The organism is Halobacteriovorax sp. DA5, assembly GCF_002903145.1.
In the GTDB taxonomy this organism is placed as follows: Bacteria; Bdellovibrionota; Bacteriovoracia; order Bacteriovoracales; family Bacteriovoracaceae; genus Halobacteriovorax_A.
On the sequence record NZ_PPDJ01000002.1, the window covers coordinates 515991 to 536862 of the forward strand.

General features: G+C 36.7%; 21 protein-coding genes and 1 tRNA gene. 7 read left to right on the top strand and 15 right to left on the bottom strand.

Features of this window, described 5'->3' with window-relative positions:
* The first annotated feature begins 8 nt into the window (after positions 1 to 8).
* Positions 9 to 1115, top strand: a complete 1107-nt coding sequence (locus C0Z22_RS05775) for a hypothetical protein (protein WP_103217393.1) — start codon at positions 9 to 11, stop codon at positions 1113 to 1115.
* A gap of 162 nt (positions 1116 to 1277) precedes the next feature.
* Entirely contained in the window at positions 1278 to 2072 is a 795-nt protein-coding gene (locus tag C0Z22_RS05780) for a hypothetical protein (protein ID WP_103217394.1), read from the top strand.
* 41 nt (positions 2073 to 2113) lie between these two features.
* Here the strand turns inward: C0Z22_RS05780 and C0Z22_RS05785 are convergent, their stop codons facing one another.
* From C0Z22_RS05785 to C0Z22_RS05820, 8 genes are all read right to left on the bottom strand, one after another.
* On the bottom strand, positions 2114 to 2515 hold the full coding sequence (locus C0Z22_RS05785) for a cytochrome c (RefSeq protein WP_146037812.1): 402 nt from the start codon (positions 2513 to 2515) through the stop codon (positions 2114 to 2116).
* A gap of 9 nt (positions 2516 to 2524) precedes the next feature.
* Complete coding sequence (locus C0Z22_RS05790) at positions 2525 to 2974, bottom strand: universal stress protein (protein ID WP_103217396.1); 450 nt, start codon at positions 2972 to 2974, stop codon at positions 2525 to 2527.
* 206 nt (positions 2975 to 3180) lie between these two features.
* A complete protein-coding gene (locus C0Z22_RS15990) occupies positions 3181 to 5820 on the bottom strand; it encodes a hypothetical protein (RefSeq protein ID WP_103217397.1) in 2640 nt (879 codons plus the stop codon).
* 11 nt (positions 5821 to 5831) lie between these two features.
* Positions 5832 to 6485: a hypothetical protein gene (locus C0Z22_RS05800; protein ID WP_103217398.1), complete on the bottom strand. Its 654-nt coding sequence runs from the start codon at positions 6483 to 6485 to the stop codon at positions 5832 to 5834.
* A 335-nt stretch (positions 6486 to 6820) separates the two neighbouring features.
* Positions 6821 to 7195, bottom strand: a complete 375-nt coding sequence (locus tag C0Z22_RS05805; protein WP_103217399.1) for a hypothetical protein — start codon at positions 7193 to 7195, stop codon at positions 6821 to 6823.
* A 198-nt stretch (positions 7196 to 7393) separates the two neighbouring features.
* On the bottom strand, positions 7394 to 8077 hold the full coding sequence (locus C0Z22_RS05810) for a hypothetical protein (protein ID WP_103217400.1): 684 nt from the start codon (positions 8075 to 8077) through the stop codon (positions 7394 to 7396).
* A 251-nt stretch (positions 8078 to 8328) separates the two neighbouring features.
* A tRNA-Cys gene (locus tag C0Z22_RS05815) sits at positions 8329 to 8405 on the bottom strand.
* A 130-nt stretch (positions 8406 to 8535) separates the two neighbouring features.
* Positions 8536 to 8841, bottom strand: coding sequence for an HU family DNA-binding protein (locus C0Z22_RS05820; RefSeq protein ID WP_021266755.1), 306 nt, complete (start codon positions 8839 to 8841; stop codon positions 8536 to 8538).
* A gap of 283 nt (positions 8842 to 9124) precedes the next feature.
* Here C0Z22_RS05820 and C0Z22_RS05825 point away from each other — a divergent pair, with 283 nt between their 5' ends.
* Complete coding sequence (locus tag C0Z22_RS05825; RefSeq protein ID WP_103217401.1) at positions 9125 to 10834, top strand: hypothetical protein; 1710 nt, start codon at positions 9125 to 9127, stop codon at positions 10832 to 10834.
* Between the two features lie 3 nt (positions 10835 to 10837).
* Here C0Z22_RS05825 and C0Z22_RS05830 read toward each other — a convergent pair whose 3' ends face one another.
* The 7 genes from C0Z22_RS05830 to queA form a co-directional block, all read right to left on the bottom strand.
* Positions 10838 to 11527, bottom strand: coding sequence for a hypothetical protein (locus C0Z22_RS05830; RefSeq protein ID WP_103217402.1), 690 nt, complete (start codon positions 11525 to 11527; stop codon positions 10838 to 10840).
* Positions 11514 to 12440, bottom strand: coding sequence for a protein translocase subunit SecF (gene secF, locus C0Z22_RS05835; RefSeq protein ID WP_103217403.1), 927 nt, complete (start codon positions 12438 to 12440; stop codon positions 11514 to 11516). Before secF ends, C0Z22_RS05830 begins: the two co-directional genes overlap by 14 nt.
* Before the next feature lie 15 nt (positions 12441 to 12455).
* Complete coding sequence (gene secD / locus C0Z22_RS05840) at positions 12456 to 14165, bottom strand: protein translocase subunit SecD (protein WP_103217404.1); 1710 nt, start codon at positions 14163 to 14165, stop codon at positions 12456 to 12458.
* A 122-nt stretch (positions 14166 to 14287) separates the two neighbouring features.
* On the bottom strand, positions 14288 to 14611 hold the full coding sequence (locus C0Z22_RS16315; RefSeq protein ID WP_103217405.1) for a twin-arginine translocase TatA/TatE family subunit: 324 nt from the start codon (positions 14609 to 14611) through the stop codon (positions 14288 to 14290).
* Positions 14612 to 14613: 2 nt separating this feature from the next.
* Positions 14614 to 14955 carry a preprotein translocase subunit YajC gene (yajC, locus tag C0Z22_RS05850; protein ID WP_103217406.1) on the bottom strand — a complete coding sequence of 114 codons (342 nt, stop codon included), beginning with the start codon at positions 14953 to 14955 and terminating at the stop codon, positions 14614 to 14616.
* Between the two features lie 27 nt (positions 14956 to 14982).
* On the bottom strand, positions 14983 to 16101 hold the full coding sequence (gene tgt, locus C0Z22_RS05855; protein WP_103217407.1) for a tRNA guanosine(34) transglycosylase Tgt: 1119 nt from the start codon (positions 16099 to 16101) through the stop codon (positions 14983 to 14985).
* Between the two features lie 6 nt (positions 16102 to 16107).
* Positions 16108 to 17172: a tRNA preQ1(34) S-adenosylmethionine ribosyltransferase-isomerase QueA gene (queA, locus tag C0Z22_RS05860; protein ID WP_199177523.1), complete on the bottom strand. Its 1065-nt coding sequence runs from the start codon at positions 17170 to 17172 to the stop codon at positions 16108 to 16110.
* Between the two features lie 123 nt (positions 17173 to 17295).
* Between queA and C0Z22_RS05865 the strand changes: the two genes are divergently transcribed.
* The 4 genes from C0Z22_RS05865 to C0Z22_RS05880 all read left to right on the top strand — a co-directional run bounded on the left by C0Z22_RS05865 (position 17296) and on the right by C0Z22_RS05880 (position 20846).
* On the top strand, positions 17296 to 18330 hold the full coding sequence (locus C0Z22_RS05865; protein ID WP_103217408.1) for a serine protease: 1035 nt from the start codon (positions 17296 to 17298) through the stop codon (positions 18328 to 18330).
* Positions 18302 to 18916 (top strand): 3'-5' exonuclease, encoded by a 615-nt coding sequence (locus C0Z22_RS05870; RefSeq protein ID WP_103217409.1) that lies wholly within the window; start codon positions 18302 to 18304, stop codon positions 18914 to 18916. The genes C0Z22_RS05865 and C0Z22_RS05870 overlap by 29 nt, the downstream gene beginning before the upstream one ends.
* An 85-nt stretch (positions 18917 to 19001) precedes the next feature.
* Entirely contained in the window at positions 19002 to 19259 is a 258-nt protein-coding gene (locus C0Z22_RS05875; protein ID WP_103217410.1) for a hypothetical protein, read from the top strand.
* A gap of 72 nt (positions 19260 to 19331) precedes the next feature.
* A complete protein-coding gene (locus C0Z22_RS05880) occupies positions 19332 to 20846 on the top strand; it encodes a hypothetical protein (protein WP_103217411.1) in 1515 nt (504 codons plus the stop codon).
* The last annotated feature ends 26 nt before the right edge of the window (positions 20847 to 20872 follow it).

The window sequence follows — 20872 nt, forward strand, 5'->3', positions numbered from 1 at the left end:
TAGTCACAATGCTTAAATATATCATTCTAACGATATTTATCACATCAATGTCGAGGGCCACGGTCCTCGACAAAGATGCTTTTCTCAACTGGGTCAAATCAAATGACTTTCAAACACTTACACAAATTATTGAAAGTATCCCGGAGGAAGACTATCAAAATATGACATTGGCCTATAAGTCAGGAGCGCTTCTACCAGCAGCACCAAATAAGCTAAGGCCTGTGATTTGGAATGAGAAAAATTCATTTGTTATTACCTTTTCAACATTTGAAGCAGATCAACACGAAGAAGATTCAATTGAGGCCATCGCTTGGAATCAAGAAGAGCTCCGCTATGAGCTTCTTGTCTTAGACCTTAAAAACAAAAAGTGGCTCATAAATCAAGCCAAGTGCCTTGAGTGCCACGGGCAGCGTCCAAGGCCATTGTGGGGAGAATATCCAACATGGAACGGTTTTGTTGGCCAACGAAATGACTTAATGAATATCAGAGATCGTAAATATCTGAGTAACTTTTTAAAGAGCTCAGAGCCTCGCGGCGAGGCAGTAAGAAGAAAGATAAAGCGCGAAGGTGCACCATTTCCATATAGAGTTGCCACAAAAGAATACTTTGACCACAGAGAACACTCGCAGGCCGATCACAGGCCAAATATGCGCCTTGGACAATTATTTGCCAGACATCATGCCCTTTCTCTTTTTAATGATCTAAAAAAGGCCCTAACACAAGAAGAGCTTAAGAAGCTCTTTTCAATAATCCAATCCAAGAAATACTGGCTCAAAGACAAAAAGCTAGAGTTCTACTTTAATAAAGCAGGCCTTACTCTATCTGATCTGGACATTGCTCAAGTTGCCAATCAAGAAATAAAGACGACATGGGAGCATATCTATTTTGATGGAGATGCAGAGATTCTAGAGTACCTTACATGGCAATATTTGAATGATTCAAAAATGCCCCTAGGAAATGAAGTTTCATTAGAGAAAAAATATCCTTTTCACTTCCCAAATAATCTGGATGTAAAAGAGACAATCAGCCTATTCGATACAATTACTAAATGGATACAGCTTGATTTTGAAATGACAGACAGAAACAAGAAGAGAAAGCGCCATCGTGTTGAATGAGTTAATTGTAACAAATGTATTTCTAACAACTTAGCTCTTACCACCACCATTAAGTAAGAAATAAATTCATGATTTTTAAAAACGTCACCTCATGTAAATGAGATAAATTCTTATATCCATTACCTTGCCTCCATAACAAAAAAATAAAAATGGAGACGAGAAATGAAAAAATTAGCACTTACTTTATCACTACTACTGGCAACTCAAACTTTTGCCTTTAACTGTAAAAATGAACTCGCAAGAGATATTCAAATTAGAACAAAGTCTACAAGCTATCTCCCATCAAAAATACCTGGAGAGATGATTAAAGAGTGCTTCTCAAAGCAGAAGAACTTAAAAGAGAATCTTATTTATTGTGGATTTGCTGCCTATATCCCGGGTTCAATTATTGGTGTAGCAATAGGTGCAGGATTACCAATTCTTGCTCCAATATTTGCGGGAATTGTACTCGTGATGGAAAATGGAAATAAAGATAAGAATGGGATTTCAGGTATTGATCACAAGCGCCAACTTAAATTAAGTAGTCGTCTCTACAGTGTACTTTCAGGTAACACAAGAGATCTATGGTTAATTAAGAATTATCTTCCGGCCTATAAGCATGTTTCAAATGAAGACTTAATGTCTATTCTTACTAAGATGGATGAAGATGGAAGTCTTTGTAATGAGCAAGGCTTTAGAGATAGAGTTCACAAAATATCAGAAGCAGGACTTAGAGAACTTGAAAGAAAAAGTGTCGAGGTAGGAGTTAAGCTTAATTGGATGGATCTTCTAACAATTGATGGTGTTGATTCAGTTTTAACACAAGAATACAAAGAATGGTTTTTATACCGTTACACTTACTTTGATTATACGACTTTTGGACAAGTAATCGATAAGAAGAAACTAAAAAAAGCATTAAAAGAAGAATTTAAGGACCTAGGTTATCGTCCTAGACACCAAGGTCACTCAAATAGATAATTAAACTAATATATTGGCCCCTGTTTAAACTGGGGCCTTTCTTATTTCTTAGCAAGCGAATAGATATAATTCTCAAGATCTTTAATTTCTTTTTCAGTTAAGACATTCTTCCAACCAGGCATCTTCTGTTTATAACTAGAAACCAATAAGTAGAAATTAAAGTTAGGGATTTCTTTAGATAATTTTTGAAGATCAACTTTATCAACACCCCTTCCATTTTCACCATGACACTGAGAACACTTATTCATATAAATACGCCTGCCCCTAAGAACTGATTCGGCACTATAAATACGAGTCACAGGTGTTTTATTTTCACTCTCTGCCACTGGAACAACTCCATGCCTCATGCTCTTATCTTCATAATACTGACGTGATTCAGTGTTAACGCTAGAGCATGATGAGTAAGCTAAAAATAGAATAAAAAGTAATATAAAATTCCTCACAATCACCTCTTATTTAACTTCACGTAAAATCATGAGACGACAAGGGGCATGGCCTACCATGTATTCCGCAAACGAGCTGGAAAATAGTGCTGAGATTCCGTGCTTCCCTCTAGTTTCAATGATCATTTCATCAATTTTATTATCTTCAGCATATTCCTTTAGTGCAACCTTTGCAGAACTAGCAAAGAGACATTTACCAAAGACCTTTCCCTTATAATCTTCAGAAACAATTTGATTAGAAAGACCCAGTAAGAGATCTGAAACAGACTTTTCAATATCACCCATCTGTCCTTCAAGCGGATAAGAAGCAAAATAGAAAGTATCTGCATAGACTAGTGTTTCAAAACCGTGCACTAGATGAACTTCATCCCAGCGATTCCAGTCGAAATCCTTTAATTGATTCTTATAGGCATTGATAGACTCATCAGTTATATCAACACAAATCATTAGCTTACTCATGGAACCTCCCTTTGTTCTGATATCGATATTATCTCTTTATACAATAGTACTCGAATATGACATACGTCACATTATAGATAAGAAGATCTTAATCTTTATTAATAAAACATAAACCTGAGTATTTAACTGATATTAATGCCCAAATATCTTCTCTTCATTAGTAAATGAAGAAAAAATACCTGGACAATTAGATATCTAACATTTGTCTATCGAGATAGTGTATTTAGCACTTCTTTATAGACATAAGGATTAGACTTAAGCTCAGAAATGACTTTCTGTCTAAGAATTAATAGTTCACGACTCTGATTTGACCAGAAGAATTTATTATTAGAGACTTCATCAATTTCTGCAAGAGGTAGACGAATTTCTTGTTTATCTACACTCACGAATACAATTTCTCTTCCATCAATAATAAATGGGAAATCAAAATTTTTGATAAACTTAGACTTACAACTTGTTGGATATTTTTTCTCTTTGAAATCGTAAAGACAACTTTGAAATTCTTCTGAAATATATTCATTATAAACTTGGAGGTTCTCATTCAAAGTTTCACTATAACCAATTTCCTGTGAATCACCTCGCTTATACTTAAGTATTTCATGAAGGATATACACTGAAAGATTCTTAGAGGCATGTCCATTACTTGAAATGAACTTATCTATTGCAGGCCATGTTTCATCATTAGACACGTTATTACCATAAAGATAGTTCTTGATATAAGGGAGTAACTGAGTACCAGATAACAATGCCTGCTGTCTTAAGGCCGTATCAATAACCTCTAAAACATTTAGAAATATTGACTTCACATAATTATTTTCACGCTTCTTACTGCTCGTTAGAAATTCCATAACCTTTTGCTTAGGATATGGTTTTTCATTGATTTGATCATAAATGTAGTAGTAATAATAAGTCTCTAAAAAGTAAGAGATATACTGATTGAGAGCTTTAGTATGATAGAGATTTAAAAGTTTTTCATTTAAAAAATTTCGACTCTTTGAAAAATCAAACTTTTTGTTTGTATCAAAAATGTTAATTTGTTTTGTTGGTAATGCGTTCTTAGCACCCACATCAGTTACATCTAATGAGTAGTATAGAGAACTAAATGCTCTATCCTCATCTTTTCCGTTCGTTGATGCCGAGCTAAAGAACTTATTATACAGTTGTAACAAAGGAATATACTCACTATTAATTACGGAATCATAAGCAGTTTTAAAGTCATCATTTCTATCAATATTTGTTTTAGAAAGAATGTATTTATTATTTGGAACGAGGATACTTCTTAGCCCAGCTAGACAAGGTGCCAGTTCTTCCTTTGCTCCACCATAGTAGAGGTTTTCAACAATCCCCTCATAACTGTCATAACTACCACCAATTACAACATCAAAGCTACCTACATCATTTGGCTTAAATGCTTCTTCGTTTCTTCTAATATCATCAACACAGTTTTGAAGATTACTATGACGGTAGCGAAAATCATCAGCAAGACAAGAGCTTAGCCTTGAATTTAGAAAGTTTTGACATGAGATCATTTTTTGAACTTGAGGATTATTATCTCTAAGAATATCTAACGCTACGGCCTGATTTCCTAAAACCTTATCAAGCTTTGTATCAAAATTTTGATACCAACTCTCATGTTTCTTATAATACTTTGCCAAGTCATCTCGTATAGCAATAACTTGTTTGAATATTTTCTCTTGGTTTTCAATCATTAGTTTTTGGTTTTGAAATACCTTTCCAAATGCTTCCATTATCTCGGCATGTCTTTGAGCATCAGGATCCATTCCTCCCCCACCAAGTAGTCCAGTGATTGCAGCAGTAGCATTCATAATAGACATTGGATCACCTGAGAAGGCAGCAATAACACTAACTGTCGCTTGAGAATATTTTAAAACATTATTTGCTCTTTCGAGATCTTTTCCCTTAAGACCAAGGTTTGTAGCAATTGTTAATGATACCTCAGCATATTGATAAGCCTCTACTGCAATATTTTTCCATTTCTCAACTGACGCCTGATATGAAGATTGAGAAACAACGACAACAGCGCCACTATTATCACCATTAGATGATGACTTAAGATCCTCTTCAACGGAGGCGATTGATCTCGATTTTGTTTTACTTGCTAAATCAGATAGAGACTCAACTAATTCATCAATTTTCTTGTCTCTTTTATGTAGGGCCTTTGCAAAGCTTTTAAGATTACTTTCAATTTTTCCTACACGATCTTCCAAATTAGTGTATTTGTCTTTAAGATCGCCAATATCTGCTGCATTATTATTAATTTCAGAAGCAAGCTCAACCGTATAATCATGTAGCTTAACAATAGCTGGCTGTGCAATTTTTATGAATACCTCAGGCTCTAGATCCTGTTTTAAGGAACTAAAAAGGTCATCATTTTTAATTAAATTCCAAAGCTCCTTTGTTCTCTTTTCATCATTTTCAATTAGAAAAACTTTACTTAAGCGCTCTTCATTAACAACAGCAAGTTTAGATAAAGACAACTCAATTGCTTCAAACATCGTTTCAGAGTCGAGCCCCCTAATATGGTTATTTAATTTTCTAAGTTGGTTTGCACCATCGACAGCAAAACTCAAACCCGTCGCCGCTAAAGACAACGGTACAACTTGAACGAGGCCAAAGAAAGCACCTGCCTTAGATAAACCGCCACTAACTGTCTTAAAACCATTTTCAGCTTTACTATTTACTGAAATCTGATGATTAAATTTACCAATTAGATCTTTGAAAGATACAGTATCTTCACTTGCAACAACCTGCATAAGCTTTTGAGAAGCATGGATCTGTTGAAAGAATAATGCATAAGAAATGATAAATATAAGAGACTTCTTCATTTAGACTCCTCTTATTTGCAATTTTCTACATTATCGAAAGCATTACAACCAATAACTTTTACATAGAAATTAACTGCAATATTCTTAGGTCTAGTTTCAGTAGAAGTTCTTGCCACCAATGATGCATCAAACTTATAACTTTGAGCTCGACCACCACCTTGTGCATTTCCTCGGTTTCCTTGACCAATATGTTGAAATACACCTGAACCAGAACTACCTACATCTCTACCGTGCGCAATCTGTATTAGAGTACCTGTAATATTTTGAAAAGCATCTTCTTGATATGAGCCAAGAACACGCCCCTCTTGAGCATCAAAAGAGCAAGCTTCATTTTCTTCAGTACACTTTGCTCCGTTATTATGCATTCTTAAAAATTTTCCTCTAGCATCAGGGATTCCATGTCCCAATAATTGATTTAGAGATAATTCCGGAAATGATTCTCTTAATCTTTGAAAGTCTTTTCCGCCGTCCATAAGTACCCATGCTGGCCCATGTATCGATCGGAATTCTTCTGGAGAAAAAATACTTGTTTTAATATCGCCGACAGAAAAAACTTCGACATTATTAGAAACTGAACTTAGAGAACGTCCATTAATAGAACTTCCGTTACATGATATAAGTAAAGCACACAGACTTGTAATAGTTAACAGCGAATTAAACTTCATTAAGATCTCCTTAGTTTATAGCCACTTATCGACAAGTAACCAATAAACTTTATTAACAATTAAATTAATAGATGAGATAAAATTGATGAGCCTGTTACAATTTCATAGAAAAATAAAATGATCTTAATAAAATACTGAGACTCGATTGATATGCCTCTAAAATCACACTAGAAAGAAAATGGCACATAACTAATAATCTTTACAAATGTTATATAGCTGAGTGTTTGAACGAAAAAAATACAACGTTGGACAAGAAGGAAGTTTATTGAATATTTATATAGAATCAACGCGGTAAAATACTCTTCTTTATAAAATTCCTACTCCATCATTTCCTCTCACACATATTGATATAAAGAATCTAGCAATTTTTTTTCATCACAACTATCAATATGGCCCAATGGAAAATCATATTTTCGATTTGTATAAGTTTGAAATACTAAGACTTTATTACCGTAAATACTTTTGATAAAAATAGAGTCTAGCTCCTCTAGTAAGAAAGTGTGTTTTTTAAAAAATGTTCCATTAAAAAATGTAATACGAAGATCATCCACTTCGATATAAATTTCTTTTTTTCCATATAAAAAAATATGAAAAGCTGTTCCTAGCATTGTAATTAAAGAAAGAAGCGCTAAGCTAATGACACCAGCTTGTTGAATTATACTTAAGCTCTCATCATCTACAATAAGAAAACAAAAGAGTAGCAATGTCATGCACATCGGTAACACAAAGACGAAGTATATGAGCCACTTTAACATTATAGATTTTTTATAATAAATTCTCATATAAATATCTTCCTAAAAAGCCTTCATCTATAGTTTTAAAGTGTCATCCGCACTACCTGTTCTTGCAAAACGAACTTTCAGTTCCAGGTGTCTTTACGCATGACCAATGAAGAAGCACTTGTTATCTTATTTATCTTTTATTTTTAATATGACCTCTTTGAGAATATACTCCCACTTATTTCTAATCATATAATTCTCTCTAAGGTTAACACCTTCATATCGACTCGATGGAAAAAGCCAAAATAACGAAGATGAGATTGCTCCGTAGTTTTCTGTATATTGAATTTTTTTAAAATTGATTTGATCTTTTTTAGAGTAGATTCGAATGTCGTAATCACCTTCATATGTCCAATATGATGGAATAATTCCGAGAGTTAAAGCGCTAAATACAAGACCATACATTCCAGTCCCACTGCCATGGTAATAAAATGGCGAGAGAACCCTGACATCTACATAATAATCTGTATCAAATTCTATAGGATGCTCTCTATCAAATTCCTCTATCGACGTATATCTTGCAGCTACTTTATCAAAATTTTCCTCTATATCACATTTTACAATATTGAATAAATTGATCTTTTTAACTACATCACATTCGTAACTATTTTTTACAGTACTCTTAATAAACCAGTTCTTATTATCCCAGGAGCTTTGATCACTAACATCATGTAATTTAACAAAACGAAATGTTACTGAACTTTTAACTTGTTCGATGTCTGATAAATCAACAGACTTATATTCATCACCAGTATAGATAGTCGCACAACTTAAAAGTATTTGAGAAAGTAAAGAGAGAATAATCAAACGCATTATTTAATTATAACGTAGAACTGAACTTGTTCACTAAATTTTATTTTGATCAATAGAGATAGGTATGGGTTAGTTTCTATGCATAAGATTTGCCCGACTCCTCCCATCCTGGTCGTCGCTGGATAGTTCGGCATTAAATACCGTCGTGGTATTTAACGCCTCCCAAACCGGGAGAATACATGTTTAAATCGAGCTTATCTTCAGGTTAAAAAAGAAAACCCAGGACAAGCCTGGGTTTTTCTTTTTGAATTTGGAGGACGAGACCGGATTTGAACCGGTGAAAAACAGTTTTGCAAACTGCCCTATTAGACCACTCTAGCACCCGTCCGCAGAATGATTTTAGATTTCCTATAATATGGATATTTTTTAATAAGTCAATTTAAATGCTTAAAAATATTGACCTGCCGCTGATGCGGCAGGCCTATACTTAAGTATTAAAAAAACAGGATGCGTGGCCGTTAAGCTTCGCGGATAACGTACTTGTCTTTACCCTCATCAACCATTTCTCTTAGCTCTTTACCAACTTTGAAAAATGGAACCTTTTTTGGTGGTACTTTTACTACCTTACCAGTCTTTGGGTTACGACCTTCGTACGCTTTATAATTACGATTGGCGAAAGATCCAAAACCTCTGATTTCGATTCTTTCATCATTGAATAAAGCATTGATCATGTCATCAAAACAAATATTAACAACAGTCTCGGCCTGCTTGTGCGTTACATTTGCTTGCTTTTCGATTGCTGCAATTAAATCTGCTTTTGTCATTTTAATCTCCTCTCGATATGAGAACTCTTTCGAGCACAAACTCAATCCTATGATTTTTAGTTACCTCACTTATCGTCCAAGTCGCTAAAAACATTAGGAATATTTATTGTGCCACAAAAACTTTACTATCATTATACACTAGATTTTATTTCCTAACAGTATAACTACTTAAAATTACGTTTATTTTTACAGAATTTCAATGAAATGTAAGAAATTAACCTAAAATTAAAGAAGTCAACGAAAACTGGCGATTAAGTAAGTAGAAAATTAAGGAAATAGGCCAATGAAGGTAATATATTTAATTGTATTCTTATTTATCACATCTTCCTGTGTTCCACAGGTTGCGCGTCCAGATGGATTCTTTGACGACGTCAATAATATCGATACTTGTGAAGATCTATTCTTTCTTTTGAACGAAGGAAATGTATGTGCAAGTTCATGTGGTGAAGGAGAAGTCGTTGCAGACGAAGCGCAATTAGAAGAAATTCTGGCCGATGAAACCCTTGATGACTTTACTCGAGAAAATATTGAAGCCTCTGCAGGTGTTTGTATTACAGCACCAGAAGTGATTGCTCGTCCAAGTGACTCTGTATTCATTGATGACGACTTTTGTATTTGTAAGAATCAAAAAGTTGCCTCGGTAACAAGTGGTGCTTCATGTGCAGCTACTTGCCAGGAAAAGACGGCCACAGTTGCTACCCTATACGGAACAGTGACAGTTGGGCCAAAAATTAAAGACGACTCTAAACTACAAAACCTCTTTGGTTTTTGTAACAACTCAATTGAAAATGGTGCTCAAAATCCACCTTCATGTAAATTAGTTGCAACAGATATTGATGGACGCCGTTACACGGCCGATCTTAAGACTTATCAAGGAACAAATATTTTTGAAGCAAATCTTGAGGCCACAACAGTAAACTTTGGTGAAGCTTATACTTTTCATATTGAAGAAACTGGAAGTGGTGTTGAGAATGCAAAAAGTGATTACGAGCAGTTCAAATTATTTGAGCCAGGTGATGATGACGAATACGAAGGTAATCTTAAGATAAAACTTATCTCACAATACACTTGTATGATTCGTGCGACGGCCACAAGCTCTAACTACGATCCAAGAGATCAAATCTACTTAGATACTGTTAGAAAACACTTCTACATGCCTGTTGACTACCCGACTCCATATCTTCCACCAGGTGTTTCAGATACAATCTTTTGTCACGACTATATTAAAACAGGGCAAAACGATGATGCTCCACAATTTCCACGTTTAGAGCTAGTGCCTGATCACTTTTCTCTGTGGGATATAAATGATGTGCGCTTTATTGCAGATGGTGAAAACCGCAAGGTTGATTTCCTAATTAAAGATCGCATGATTGAAATGGGCGCCAACGTTAGCGGGACTAAATCATACTTTGCACCTCTTGAGACATGTGTGGCACCAAATGTTAGCGTTGAAGACGGAGGCTTCCCTGAAGCCTGTTCAGGAGCTGAGTCAGGGCTAATTCAATCTGGGCTTGCTATGATTCCATTCTTTACTGACAATAGTGGACGCGCAATTTGTCCAGGATATACTGAATACAATTCAACAAATATTGAATTTAAGGCCCTTGGTGAAATTATTGGAACGCCAACAGAAGGCCTCTACTTTGCCAAAGGCCCTCGTGAAGTAATAGATCTTGGTGATGGTAATAAGCAAGAGATTAAGCCAGCTGACGTTATGTTTATTAGAGAAGGACAGCTGAAAAAAATCTGGTTTCATTTAACTAATGATGGAATTCACTACAAGCCTACAAGTGATACTCAGTCGCAACCAACTTACTTCTACTGGCCAGCGGATGAAGATGCACCATACGTTCAAAAACGTGGGTACCAGAAGCTTTATCAGGTAATGCACTCAAGTGAGTTAGCAAGTAGTGGTTACACGACATCAATTCCTACGACGATCAAACCACTTGATCGTAAGATGGGCTGTATTCCAGTAACAAGTAGTAATTAGAAACTAGAGAACTCTTTTTATGAATACATCAACACTTGGATCTAAGTAATCTTTATAAATAAAGTAAAGAACACCTGCTTTGAATCCAGTCGAAAAAACAAAGAAGATGAGCGACTTTACATAGCGAAAGACAAAGAATTCATCTTTTTTGATAAAGGCCCTCTTAAGAAAGAAGCTTAGAATGAAAAGAAAGATCACAGCGCCTAAAGCAAGCTTTAGCACATCCTTATCTTGAGTTAACTCAAATAAGTAAAGCAGTGCCTTATCATCTTTTACAAGACCAACAGCAAAGTTTACAAACCTATCGCTATTAGTAAAAAATTGCATCATTTGGTTTTGAGAGGCACTGTCACGAATCATTTGTGCCACTTGTGCATCAGGAACATTCTTAAATTGTGCATTAATCATCTTAATTGCACGTCTCATCATTTCGGGGTCGGCCTTTCCATTTTTAAGAGTAAGGCCTTGTGTTGGCATCGAGACAATATTAACCCCTTGCCCGCCATTTTTTTCAATTTCTTGATTAAGAGTCTCAATTGACTCTTGAAGATTTTCGACGTCTTGAGATGAAGATGTTTTATCACGACTATCGTAATCTTCATCTCCATACGCAAAAACCCCATGTGTACTAAGAAGTACACACAGGGCAATTAAGTATTTAATAAAACTAAACTTTGAATTAAGCGTTTGCATCTGCAGTTTTCGCCTGCTCCCCTCTAAATTTATCAAATAGAAGTACAACTGGTGCAGCAACGAAGTTAGATGAGTAAGTACCAACAACAACACCAAGAGTGATTGCCATAAAGAAATCACGAATTGCAAGACCACCTACAAAAAACATCGTTGCCGATACGAAAAGTGTCGTACCAGAAGTAAGGATTGTTCTTGATAGTGTTTCGTTAATTGCATTATTGATGTGTTCTTTAATATCACGTCCAACAAACTTCTGCTCATGCTCACGTACACGGTCATAAACGATAACTGTATCGTTCACCGAGTAACCGATAACCGCAAGGATTGCAGCAACTGTCTGAAGAGTAAACTCTGTTCCAGTTAGAGCAAATACACCTAGAATGATAGTTACGTCGTGGAAAAGAGCAACAATTGCACCTGGTGAGTATTTGAAGTCAAAGCGTAGACCAACGTAGATCATGATTGCAAGAAGTGCCCAAAGCATTGCTAGGAAACCAGATTTTCTAAGTTCAGCACCGGCCTTTGGACCAACGATATCAACTTTTCTGATTTCAACACCATCTTTTTCGTACTTAGTTGTTAGAGTTTGAGAAACTTTTTCAGTAACTTCATTAAGGTTACCTTCGTTTGCACTAACTTTAAGTAGATATTCATTCATTTGAGGCTCACCAATCGTTTGGATTGTAACCCCGTTGAAACCAGCGGCTTTCATTTCACGACGAAGCTCGTCTAGGTTTTCAGTTTTTTGGAACTTAACTTGGATCTCAGCACCACCACGGAAGTCTACCCCGTATTTCATTTTAGTACCGATTAAAACAAGAGAACCAATAACTAGAAGTGCAGAAATAACCCCTGCAACTCCGAATTTATTAACAAAATTGAATTTTGTATTACTTTTTATAATTTCAAACATCTTAAACTCCAATCCTTAAATGCTTAAGTCCTGACCTTCAACTTTATTCATATAGAATTCAAAGAAAAGCTTTGAAACAAAGTAAGAAGTGTAAACAGTTGCAAAAATACCAATTAATAATGTAACAGCGAAACCTCTAATTGGACCTGTACCAAAGTTTAGTAGACAGATACCAGCAAGAGCTGTCGTGATGTTTGCATCAATAATTGTCCAGAAAGCAGAGTTAAATCCGTTTTCAACAGCTTTATAGAAACCAACGTTATTTCGAATTTCTTCTCGAATACGTTCGTAAATAATGATATTGGCATCAATGGCCATACCAACAGTAAGAGCGATCCCTGCAATACCTGGAAGAGTCAGAGTTGCCCCAAGCCCAACAAGCATAGCTAGAATAATAAGAACGTTTAGCGCAAGTGTTGTAACAGCGAAAACACCAGAGATTCTGTAGTAAACAAGAATGAAACCAAATACTAAAACACAACCAATGATTGCAGCAAATCTTGCTTTATCAATTGAGTCAGCACCAAGTGATGGACCAACAGTTCTTTGCTCAAGGAAGTCAAGCTGAACAGGAAGAGCACCAGCACGAAGAACAAGAGCTAAGTCTTTTGCTTCTTTAAGTTGCTCATTGTAACTCTTACCACCAAGAGAGATCGTTGCACGGCCACCAGCAATTTTACCATTGATACGTGGAGCAGAATAAACGTTACCATCTAGAGTAATCGCCATTAAGCGTCCAACGTTTTCACCAGTAACATCTGCAAAGATCTTTGCACCACGAGACTTAAAGTTAAGTCCTACTTCTGGGTTGTTGTTATTTTGTGGGTTAAATTGAACTCTTGCATCTTCAAGGTCTTCACCTGTAAGACGAGCAACAGATTCGATTAAGTATGGAACAAGCTGAAGGATATCACCTTTAGCGTTTGTAACTCTTTCAAATGCTAGAACGTGACCTTTTGGAAGATCAGAAGCGACGATTTCGTTAACTTTAGAAACGTAGTCAGAGAACCTGTCACCTTTCTTATAATCAACACCTTGCTCTTTAGCTTTTGATACCCAACCTTGAATTGTAATAGGAGCAACTTCAGAGTTTACCATTTTAAATTCAAGCTTAGCTGTTTTACCGATTAGCTCTTTTGCTCTTTCGATATCTTTAACACCTGGAAGCTGAACAACGATACGGTCTTTACCTTGAGAGATAATCTCTGGCTCAGTAACACCGAATTCATCAATACGGTTACGAATAACTTCGATTGATCTTTTTACTGATTGATCTTCGATATCAGTCTTAACTTTTTTCGTTAAGGCAACAGAGATTGAATTTCCAGTATCCTTAGTTACTCTTAGGAATCCATTGTATTGCTCATGAATAATATCCTTTAGTGTCTCAACATCAGTAGCTGATCCTAGGATAATCTCTTGGCGTGGATCCAGTTCATCAGATGAATCTAGGTCACCAATCTCAAAACCGTTACCAGTTTTGTCTTTGAAGCTAAATTCTAAACGGCGCGCGTATCCTTTAACCTCGTCTTTGTAGACCTTTTTGAAGTCAATTCCTAAGATCATGTATAGACCACCTTGAAGGTCTAGTCCTAAGTTGATCTTAGACTTAACTGGAAAATTGTCCGTTTCTTTAAAATTGAATGCAGTAGGTACAATCGAAATACCTGAAATGATCGCTACGATAAGTAGAAATACGAAGCGATACCACCAGCCTCTTCTCATTAGATTCTCCTAATCCTTGGGTTTCTTTTGGTTTTCTCGAATAATTGAGTTAAATAAACTACAAAAATTATATGAGATTAACTACTTAAAAACAATATTAAGAGAATATTAATTTCAAAAACTTACGATTGCTTTGATTTTTCCGACTCAATTACTTGGTCTTTTTCTTCTTCAGAATTATTAGAATTCTTAATTTCGGCATCACCTTGCGCTGCAACGCTAGCTTCTGGTGACTCTGTGATTTGTGATGCCACAGATTCCTCTTTGTGAGAATTGGTCTCTGCAGCATCGTTGACGTGATCCATTAAATCATCTTTGGCCTTTTGAAATTCGCGTAGTCCCTTACCTAAACCTTTTGCAAGTTCAGGAAGTTTTTTAGGCCCGATAAAAATCAGGGCAAAAACTAAAATAATAAGTAACTCACCAGCTCCAAAGCCACCAAACATAATTACGCCTCTTTTTTATTAGAAAGGATACTTTCTTCAAGTCCACCAAGTTGTGAACGTAGGATTTTAATACGTGTACCTTCAGCAACTTCAAGGTCCACAACTTTTTCAGTCATCCCTACGATTGTACCAAAGATTCCTGATTTTGTGTAAACACGATTACCTTTTTCAAGTGTATCAAGCATTTTCTTTTCTTCTTCCATTTGTTTCTTTTGTGGTCTGAAAACAAGGAAATAAAAAATAGCAACAACAGCAATAATTGGAACAAAGTTCATCGCTGAGTTAGCTGGAGCAGCAGCTGCGCCACCTTGAGCATAAGCATTTGATATAAAAAGTTGTAACATTTGTTTCTCCTAACTTTTATTTTTTCTTTATTGGCCTGAGGCCCATTTTCGTGAAGTGTATCTGTTATAAAATTCTTTATAATAATCGTCAAACCTATCCGCTAGAATTGCTTCTCGTGCATCTTGAGTCATCTTAATCATGAAATAAAGATTGTGATAAGTGATCAGGTTACCAGAAAGAAACTCTCCAGTTGTGTATAGGTGTCTAATGTATGAACGTGAATACGTTTTACAAACTTTGCAATCACAACTTGGATCAGGCGGAAGTGTATCCTCTCTAAAACGAAGATTCTTAATATTAAGAGGTCCATCGTGTGTTAGAAATTGTCCGTTACGTGCATTCCTTGTTGGAAGAACACAGTCAAACATATCAATACCGGCGCGAATCCCATTAAGAATATCAAGAGGCTTTCCAACACCCATTAAGTATCTTGGTTTTTGATCAGGCATAGTGTGAACAAATCCATTTAGGAAATCAACCATCTCTTCGTTCTTTTCACCAACCGAAAGTCCACCTAGAGCAAGACCAGGAAAGTCCATTTCTTCAAGGCGCTGCATACACTCAGTACGAAGATCATGATGTAGGCCACCTTGAACAATACCAAAAAGTTTTTGGTAGTCGCGAAGCTTATAATCAATACAACGCTTGGCCCATCTAAGAGTTAACTCCATACTCTCGCGAAGAGTTTCTTTCGTTGCTGGAAGTTTAGGGCACTCATCAAATGCCATGACGATATCTGAGCCAAGGCCCTTTTGAATCTCCATACTTTTTTCTGGAGAGATTAGATGTTTTGACCCATCAATATGTGAAGAAAAAGTTACTCCTTCTTCTGTGATCTTATTAATGTCTGAAAGGGAAAATACTTGAAACCCACCTGAGTCTGTAAGAATTGGACGATCCCAATTCATAAAACCATGAAGGCCGCCACCTACTTTTTCAATTAGCTCATGCCCAGGTCTTAGGTATAAGTGATAAGTGTTACCAAGAATGATTTGAGCATTCATCTCGTAAAGATCTTCTTGCCACATACACTTAACAGATGCACGAGTTCCAACAGGCATAAAAATTGGTGTTTTAATCTCACCGTGCTCTGTTGTTATTGTTGTTGCGCGGGCCTTACCGCTATAACCTTCAACTTTAATCATATTCACTTACCTTAAAATTAACATCGCATCACCATATGAAAAGAAACGATATCCCTCTTTAACTGCAATATTATAAATCTCTAATGTTTTCTCTCGGCCAATTAGCGCACTCACAAGCATAAGTAGCGTTGATTTAGGAAGGTGAAAGTTAGTTACCAAACCATCAATACTCTTCACATCAACTCCAGGGTGTAAAAAGATTGAAGTATCCTTCATCTCTCCCGGAGTATAATTATCGACTCCATTTTGCCAAATTGTTTCAAGAGTTCTTAAACTCGTCGTCCCAACGGCAATGCGCTTATTAGCATTTTTTATTTTTTCAAAATTAACTTTATCAACAAAGTAATTTTCAGAGTGCATTTTGTGATCTTCTAAATTATCAACTTTAACTGGAGCAAAAGTACCAAGACCAACATGTAAAGTAACTTTGGCAATGTCATGGCCTTGACTTTTAATCTGCTCTAATAGCTCATCAGAAAAATGCAGTCCGGCCGTTGGAGCAGCAACACTTCCTAATTCATTGGCAAAGACCGTTTGATAATCTTTCTTATCTTGTTCGTCTGACTCTCCCCCACGAATATAAGGAGGAATTGGAACAAGTGCATTTGCATTTAAGTAGTCAATAAGATCATTGCCAACAATTGAAGGAGCGATCAAGAACTCACCTTCAATATTATCGACAATTGAAATCGTCAGACCGTTAGCGAAAATATACTTGTCATCGGCCTTCTTCTTGCCACGCGCTTTCACAAGTGCACGGTAGTGGCCATTTTCATCGGCCTCAACACTTAGAAAGAAAACTTCAGCGTTACCACCACTTTCCTTGTGACCTTTTAGACGACAAGGGAAGACCTTGCTTTGATTTAAAACCAAAGTTGTTTCTTTCGGTAGAAAGTTAATTAATTCATTGAACTTATGATGAGAAATTGTATCTGTTTTACAATTGTAAACTAATAATCTTGAGTGATGACGTCCCTCAATTGGGCGCTCAGCAATCTGTTCTTTAGGCAGATCGTAGTCGTAAGATGACAGCTGCAAATCGTCTCTATTTACTTTATTTACTTGATTCATAGGTCCCGATAGTAGCGTGAAATTAGGTAATCGTCATCATGTAAGTTTTTCAAATCACAACTTTCTTATATTCAAATGTAAAGAAAACTGCAAAAACTTACAAAAAGCAAAAGAGAGGGAAATTTGAAGTTAAATCTTACGCAAATCGCATTATTTTCAGCGCTACTTTCAACAAATTCGATGGCCATTAATAAAGTTATTTATGGAAACGATAACAGAGTTGATGTTCACGAATCAAATAAAGAATTCCTAGTTGATAGTGTTGCAGCAATGGTTCCAAGCTATGCTTTTTTGAAAGATGAAAAAGGAAAGGTTGCAGATACAAAACTTCTTAGATTTCCTACATTAAAATACCATAGAGGTTACCCTACTTGTGGTGACATGAGATTTAGAGATCAGCCTACGATTGCAAGTTGTAGTGGATTCTTAATAGGAAAGAATCTTCTTATGACGGCCGGACACTGTATGATCTCAGGTGGAACAGAAGTTTCTGACCAAGTAACATCAAAGTGTAGAGATAATAAATGGGTATTCAATTATAACTCAACATCAGTAAATAAAGATGGGCAATTAGAAATTAAAAAGAATGACGTCTATGGTTGTAAGCGCGTTGTAGCGGCATCTTACACAGGTACACTAGATTATGCAGTTGTTGAACTTGAACGAGAAGCGACAGATAAGAAGCCACTAACTCTAAACATGTCAACGAATGCAACAGCAAAAGGTACAGATATTTATGTGGCGGGCTACCCTACGGGACTCCCTCTTAAAGTTGCAGACGGAGCCAAGGTTATCTCAAACCCAATTTACAGCAAAGAGATCATCACAGACCTCGATACTTTTGCAGGTAACTCAGGATCTCCTGTTTTAAATAAGAAAGATGAGGTTATTGGTATATTAGTAGCTGGTGAAATCGATTATGCCTTTGATTTTGACAAAGGTTGCTATAAAGTAAACGTATGTAAGAAGCAAGGTGGAAAGTGTGAACGTCAATCATCTCCACTTGGAGGCAGTGGCGAAACTGTTACAAAAGTTGTCTCTGCTTACACTGATTACAAATTAAAAGAAGCTTTAGGGCCTTATATCTTTGAAGAAGGCGCTAAGAGCGAAGAAGAAGTGGAAGAAGTCATTGAAGAATACGAAGAAGAATACGAATAATATTAAAGCTAGAATTACTAAAGAAGAAATCAACTCTTTCGAGATGATTGATTACACGGGCCAGATTCATTTAATTGATACTGAACAAAAGGCCCAAGATATTTCTAAAAGATTTCAAGAATTAAATCAAAAATACAATTGCACGGGCCTTGATACTGAATCAAGGCCTTCTTTTAAAAAGACCGACAATTTTCGCATAAGTCTTATTCAAGTTTCATTTGAAGATGAATGCTTCCTTTTTCGTTTAAATAAGATTCAATGCCCTGACTATCTAGTCGAATATTTAGAAGACGAGAATCTAATTAAAACAGGGGTTGCGGTTAAAGACGATTGTCGTGATCTTAAGAAGCAATACCATATCAACGCAAAAGGCGTTGTCGATGTTCAAGACCTTGCAAAAGCGCAAGGCTATATTACTCTTGGTCTACAGTCCTTAACGGGAATTCTCTTAGAGAAGAAAATCTCTAAGAAGGCAAAGCTAACAAATTGGGAAAATAACAAATTAACAGATGCCCAAATTCGCTACGCTGCAACTGATGCTTGGATTTCATTAAAGCTCTATCAGGCCCTTGATAAGAAAGACTAAAATAAATAAGAATTTCTATTCACAGTCTTTCATTAAAGATTCATCTTCTTTGGTAATGATAGACTGTATGAAACTTCTAAGGATATTGATTATATCACTATTATTCTCTGGTGCTTATGCACAAGAAGACTCAGATAATCAAAGCGGCCCATACCGTATGGATAGCTTTGGAACAACAAACCCTTATGAAGAAGCGGCCAATCAAGATGAACGAAAGCTTCGAAGGCCATCATCTGAAGAGATCTATAAATATAAATACGAATTAGAGCAAAATCCCAAATGGCAGGACATCGAAGAACATTGTGGAGACCGTTGCATCTATCCGGACTCTCGTGGTAAGTAATTTCAACAACTTAAACTAGGTAAATTATTTCCTAAATTAATTAAAGATCATTCATTCTATAATTTATTTAGAATGAAACTTGTTAAGTCCGCAATAATATTAACATCTCTTGGCCTCATCCTAACTTCTTGCTCAGGTGGAGCAGAAGGTGCAGATGGTATCCAGGCAGCTCCTGTTGGTCAGGCGGCTCCCAGCGCAATTTCAACGGCCCAGGCCGTGATTACGGGCGCCTTACCGCAAAACGCTCCAGCAGTCTCATGGACTAATCCAGCAAGTTTCGATCATATCGACTACACTCTAGGAACAACATCGGCTGGCTCCGAGCATACGGCCTGGACAAATATTGGCACAGTAACAAATTACACGCACACAGGTCTTGTTGGACTAACAGAGTGCCAAGCTTACTACCCTTCGGTGCGTGCAGTAAGTGCAACAGCACAAACCTCGACGACACTAGCAAGCACTAGCTTCTATTGGGACAACACGGCACCAAGTGCTGTTGGTACACCAGACGTTTCAGCAGATGACGCCACGGCCGCATCCTCTACGACAACAACTTGGGTAGCAGCAACAGATAACTGCCAAATCGATCATTATGAAATTGCAATCGGAACCAATCCGGGCTTCACAAATATTCAGAGCTGGATCAACATCGGCAATGTTACAAGTTATAAGCTAGTTAGTGGTGTTGATGGCGCTAGCTTCTCACTTAATGAAGCAACTAATTACTATATCTCATTGAGGGCAGTTGATGGTGCAGGTCTAAGTATCACACAAAACTCAGTGGCCTTTCAGGTTTTCAATCCAGCAACATCCCTCCCTAATATGGTTGCAAGACTAGATGCTAGCGACTTAAGCTCCATCCTAGACAACACGGGAAAAATTGCGAGCAATGGTGCATTCAATGGAGTTGTCGAAGATTGGCTTGATATTTCCGGTAGTGCCAATACACATAATTTTTATCAAAATGGAGGCGCTCCAACTTTTGATGGCGTCGATAATCATGTTGTTTTTAATGGAACTAATCAGTATCTAACTGTTGCAAACCATGCAGAGCTAAATACGGCCACGACTAATCAAAGAAATATCACAGCGTCTATTGAGACCTCTGCCGATATCACAAGTCTGCAAATTATCTACGAGGAAGGCGGGGCCAGTCGTGGAATGAATATCTATATTCAAGGCGGAAATCTGTACTGTGGATTCTGGAATATAAACGATGACGGAGACGGTAGCCAGCCATTCATTTCTGTCAGCGAGCCGATAGCAATAAATACCATTTATCATATTACTTGGGTTTTTGATTACACAAATTATACGGGAGCGGCCGGGCCTGATGGTGATCTCACTTGTTATATAAATGGAAGCTCAATCGGCTCTACAACTTCAACTTCACTCCTATATGCTCACTCGGGGGCAATCTCTTTAGGTTCATACCTTAGTGATAGCTACACCCATACAGGATCTCTTAGTGGAAATGGTGGCTATTTTAACGGTGATGTTATGGAATTTATGCTCTTTAATGATCCACCTGATGCAGCAACAGTGAACACAATTCATACATATCTTGAAGATAAGTGGAACTAGGCTAGCTCAAATCATAATCATCTGAT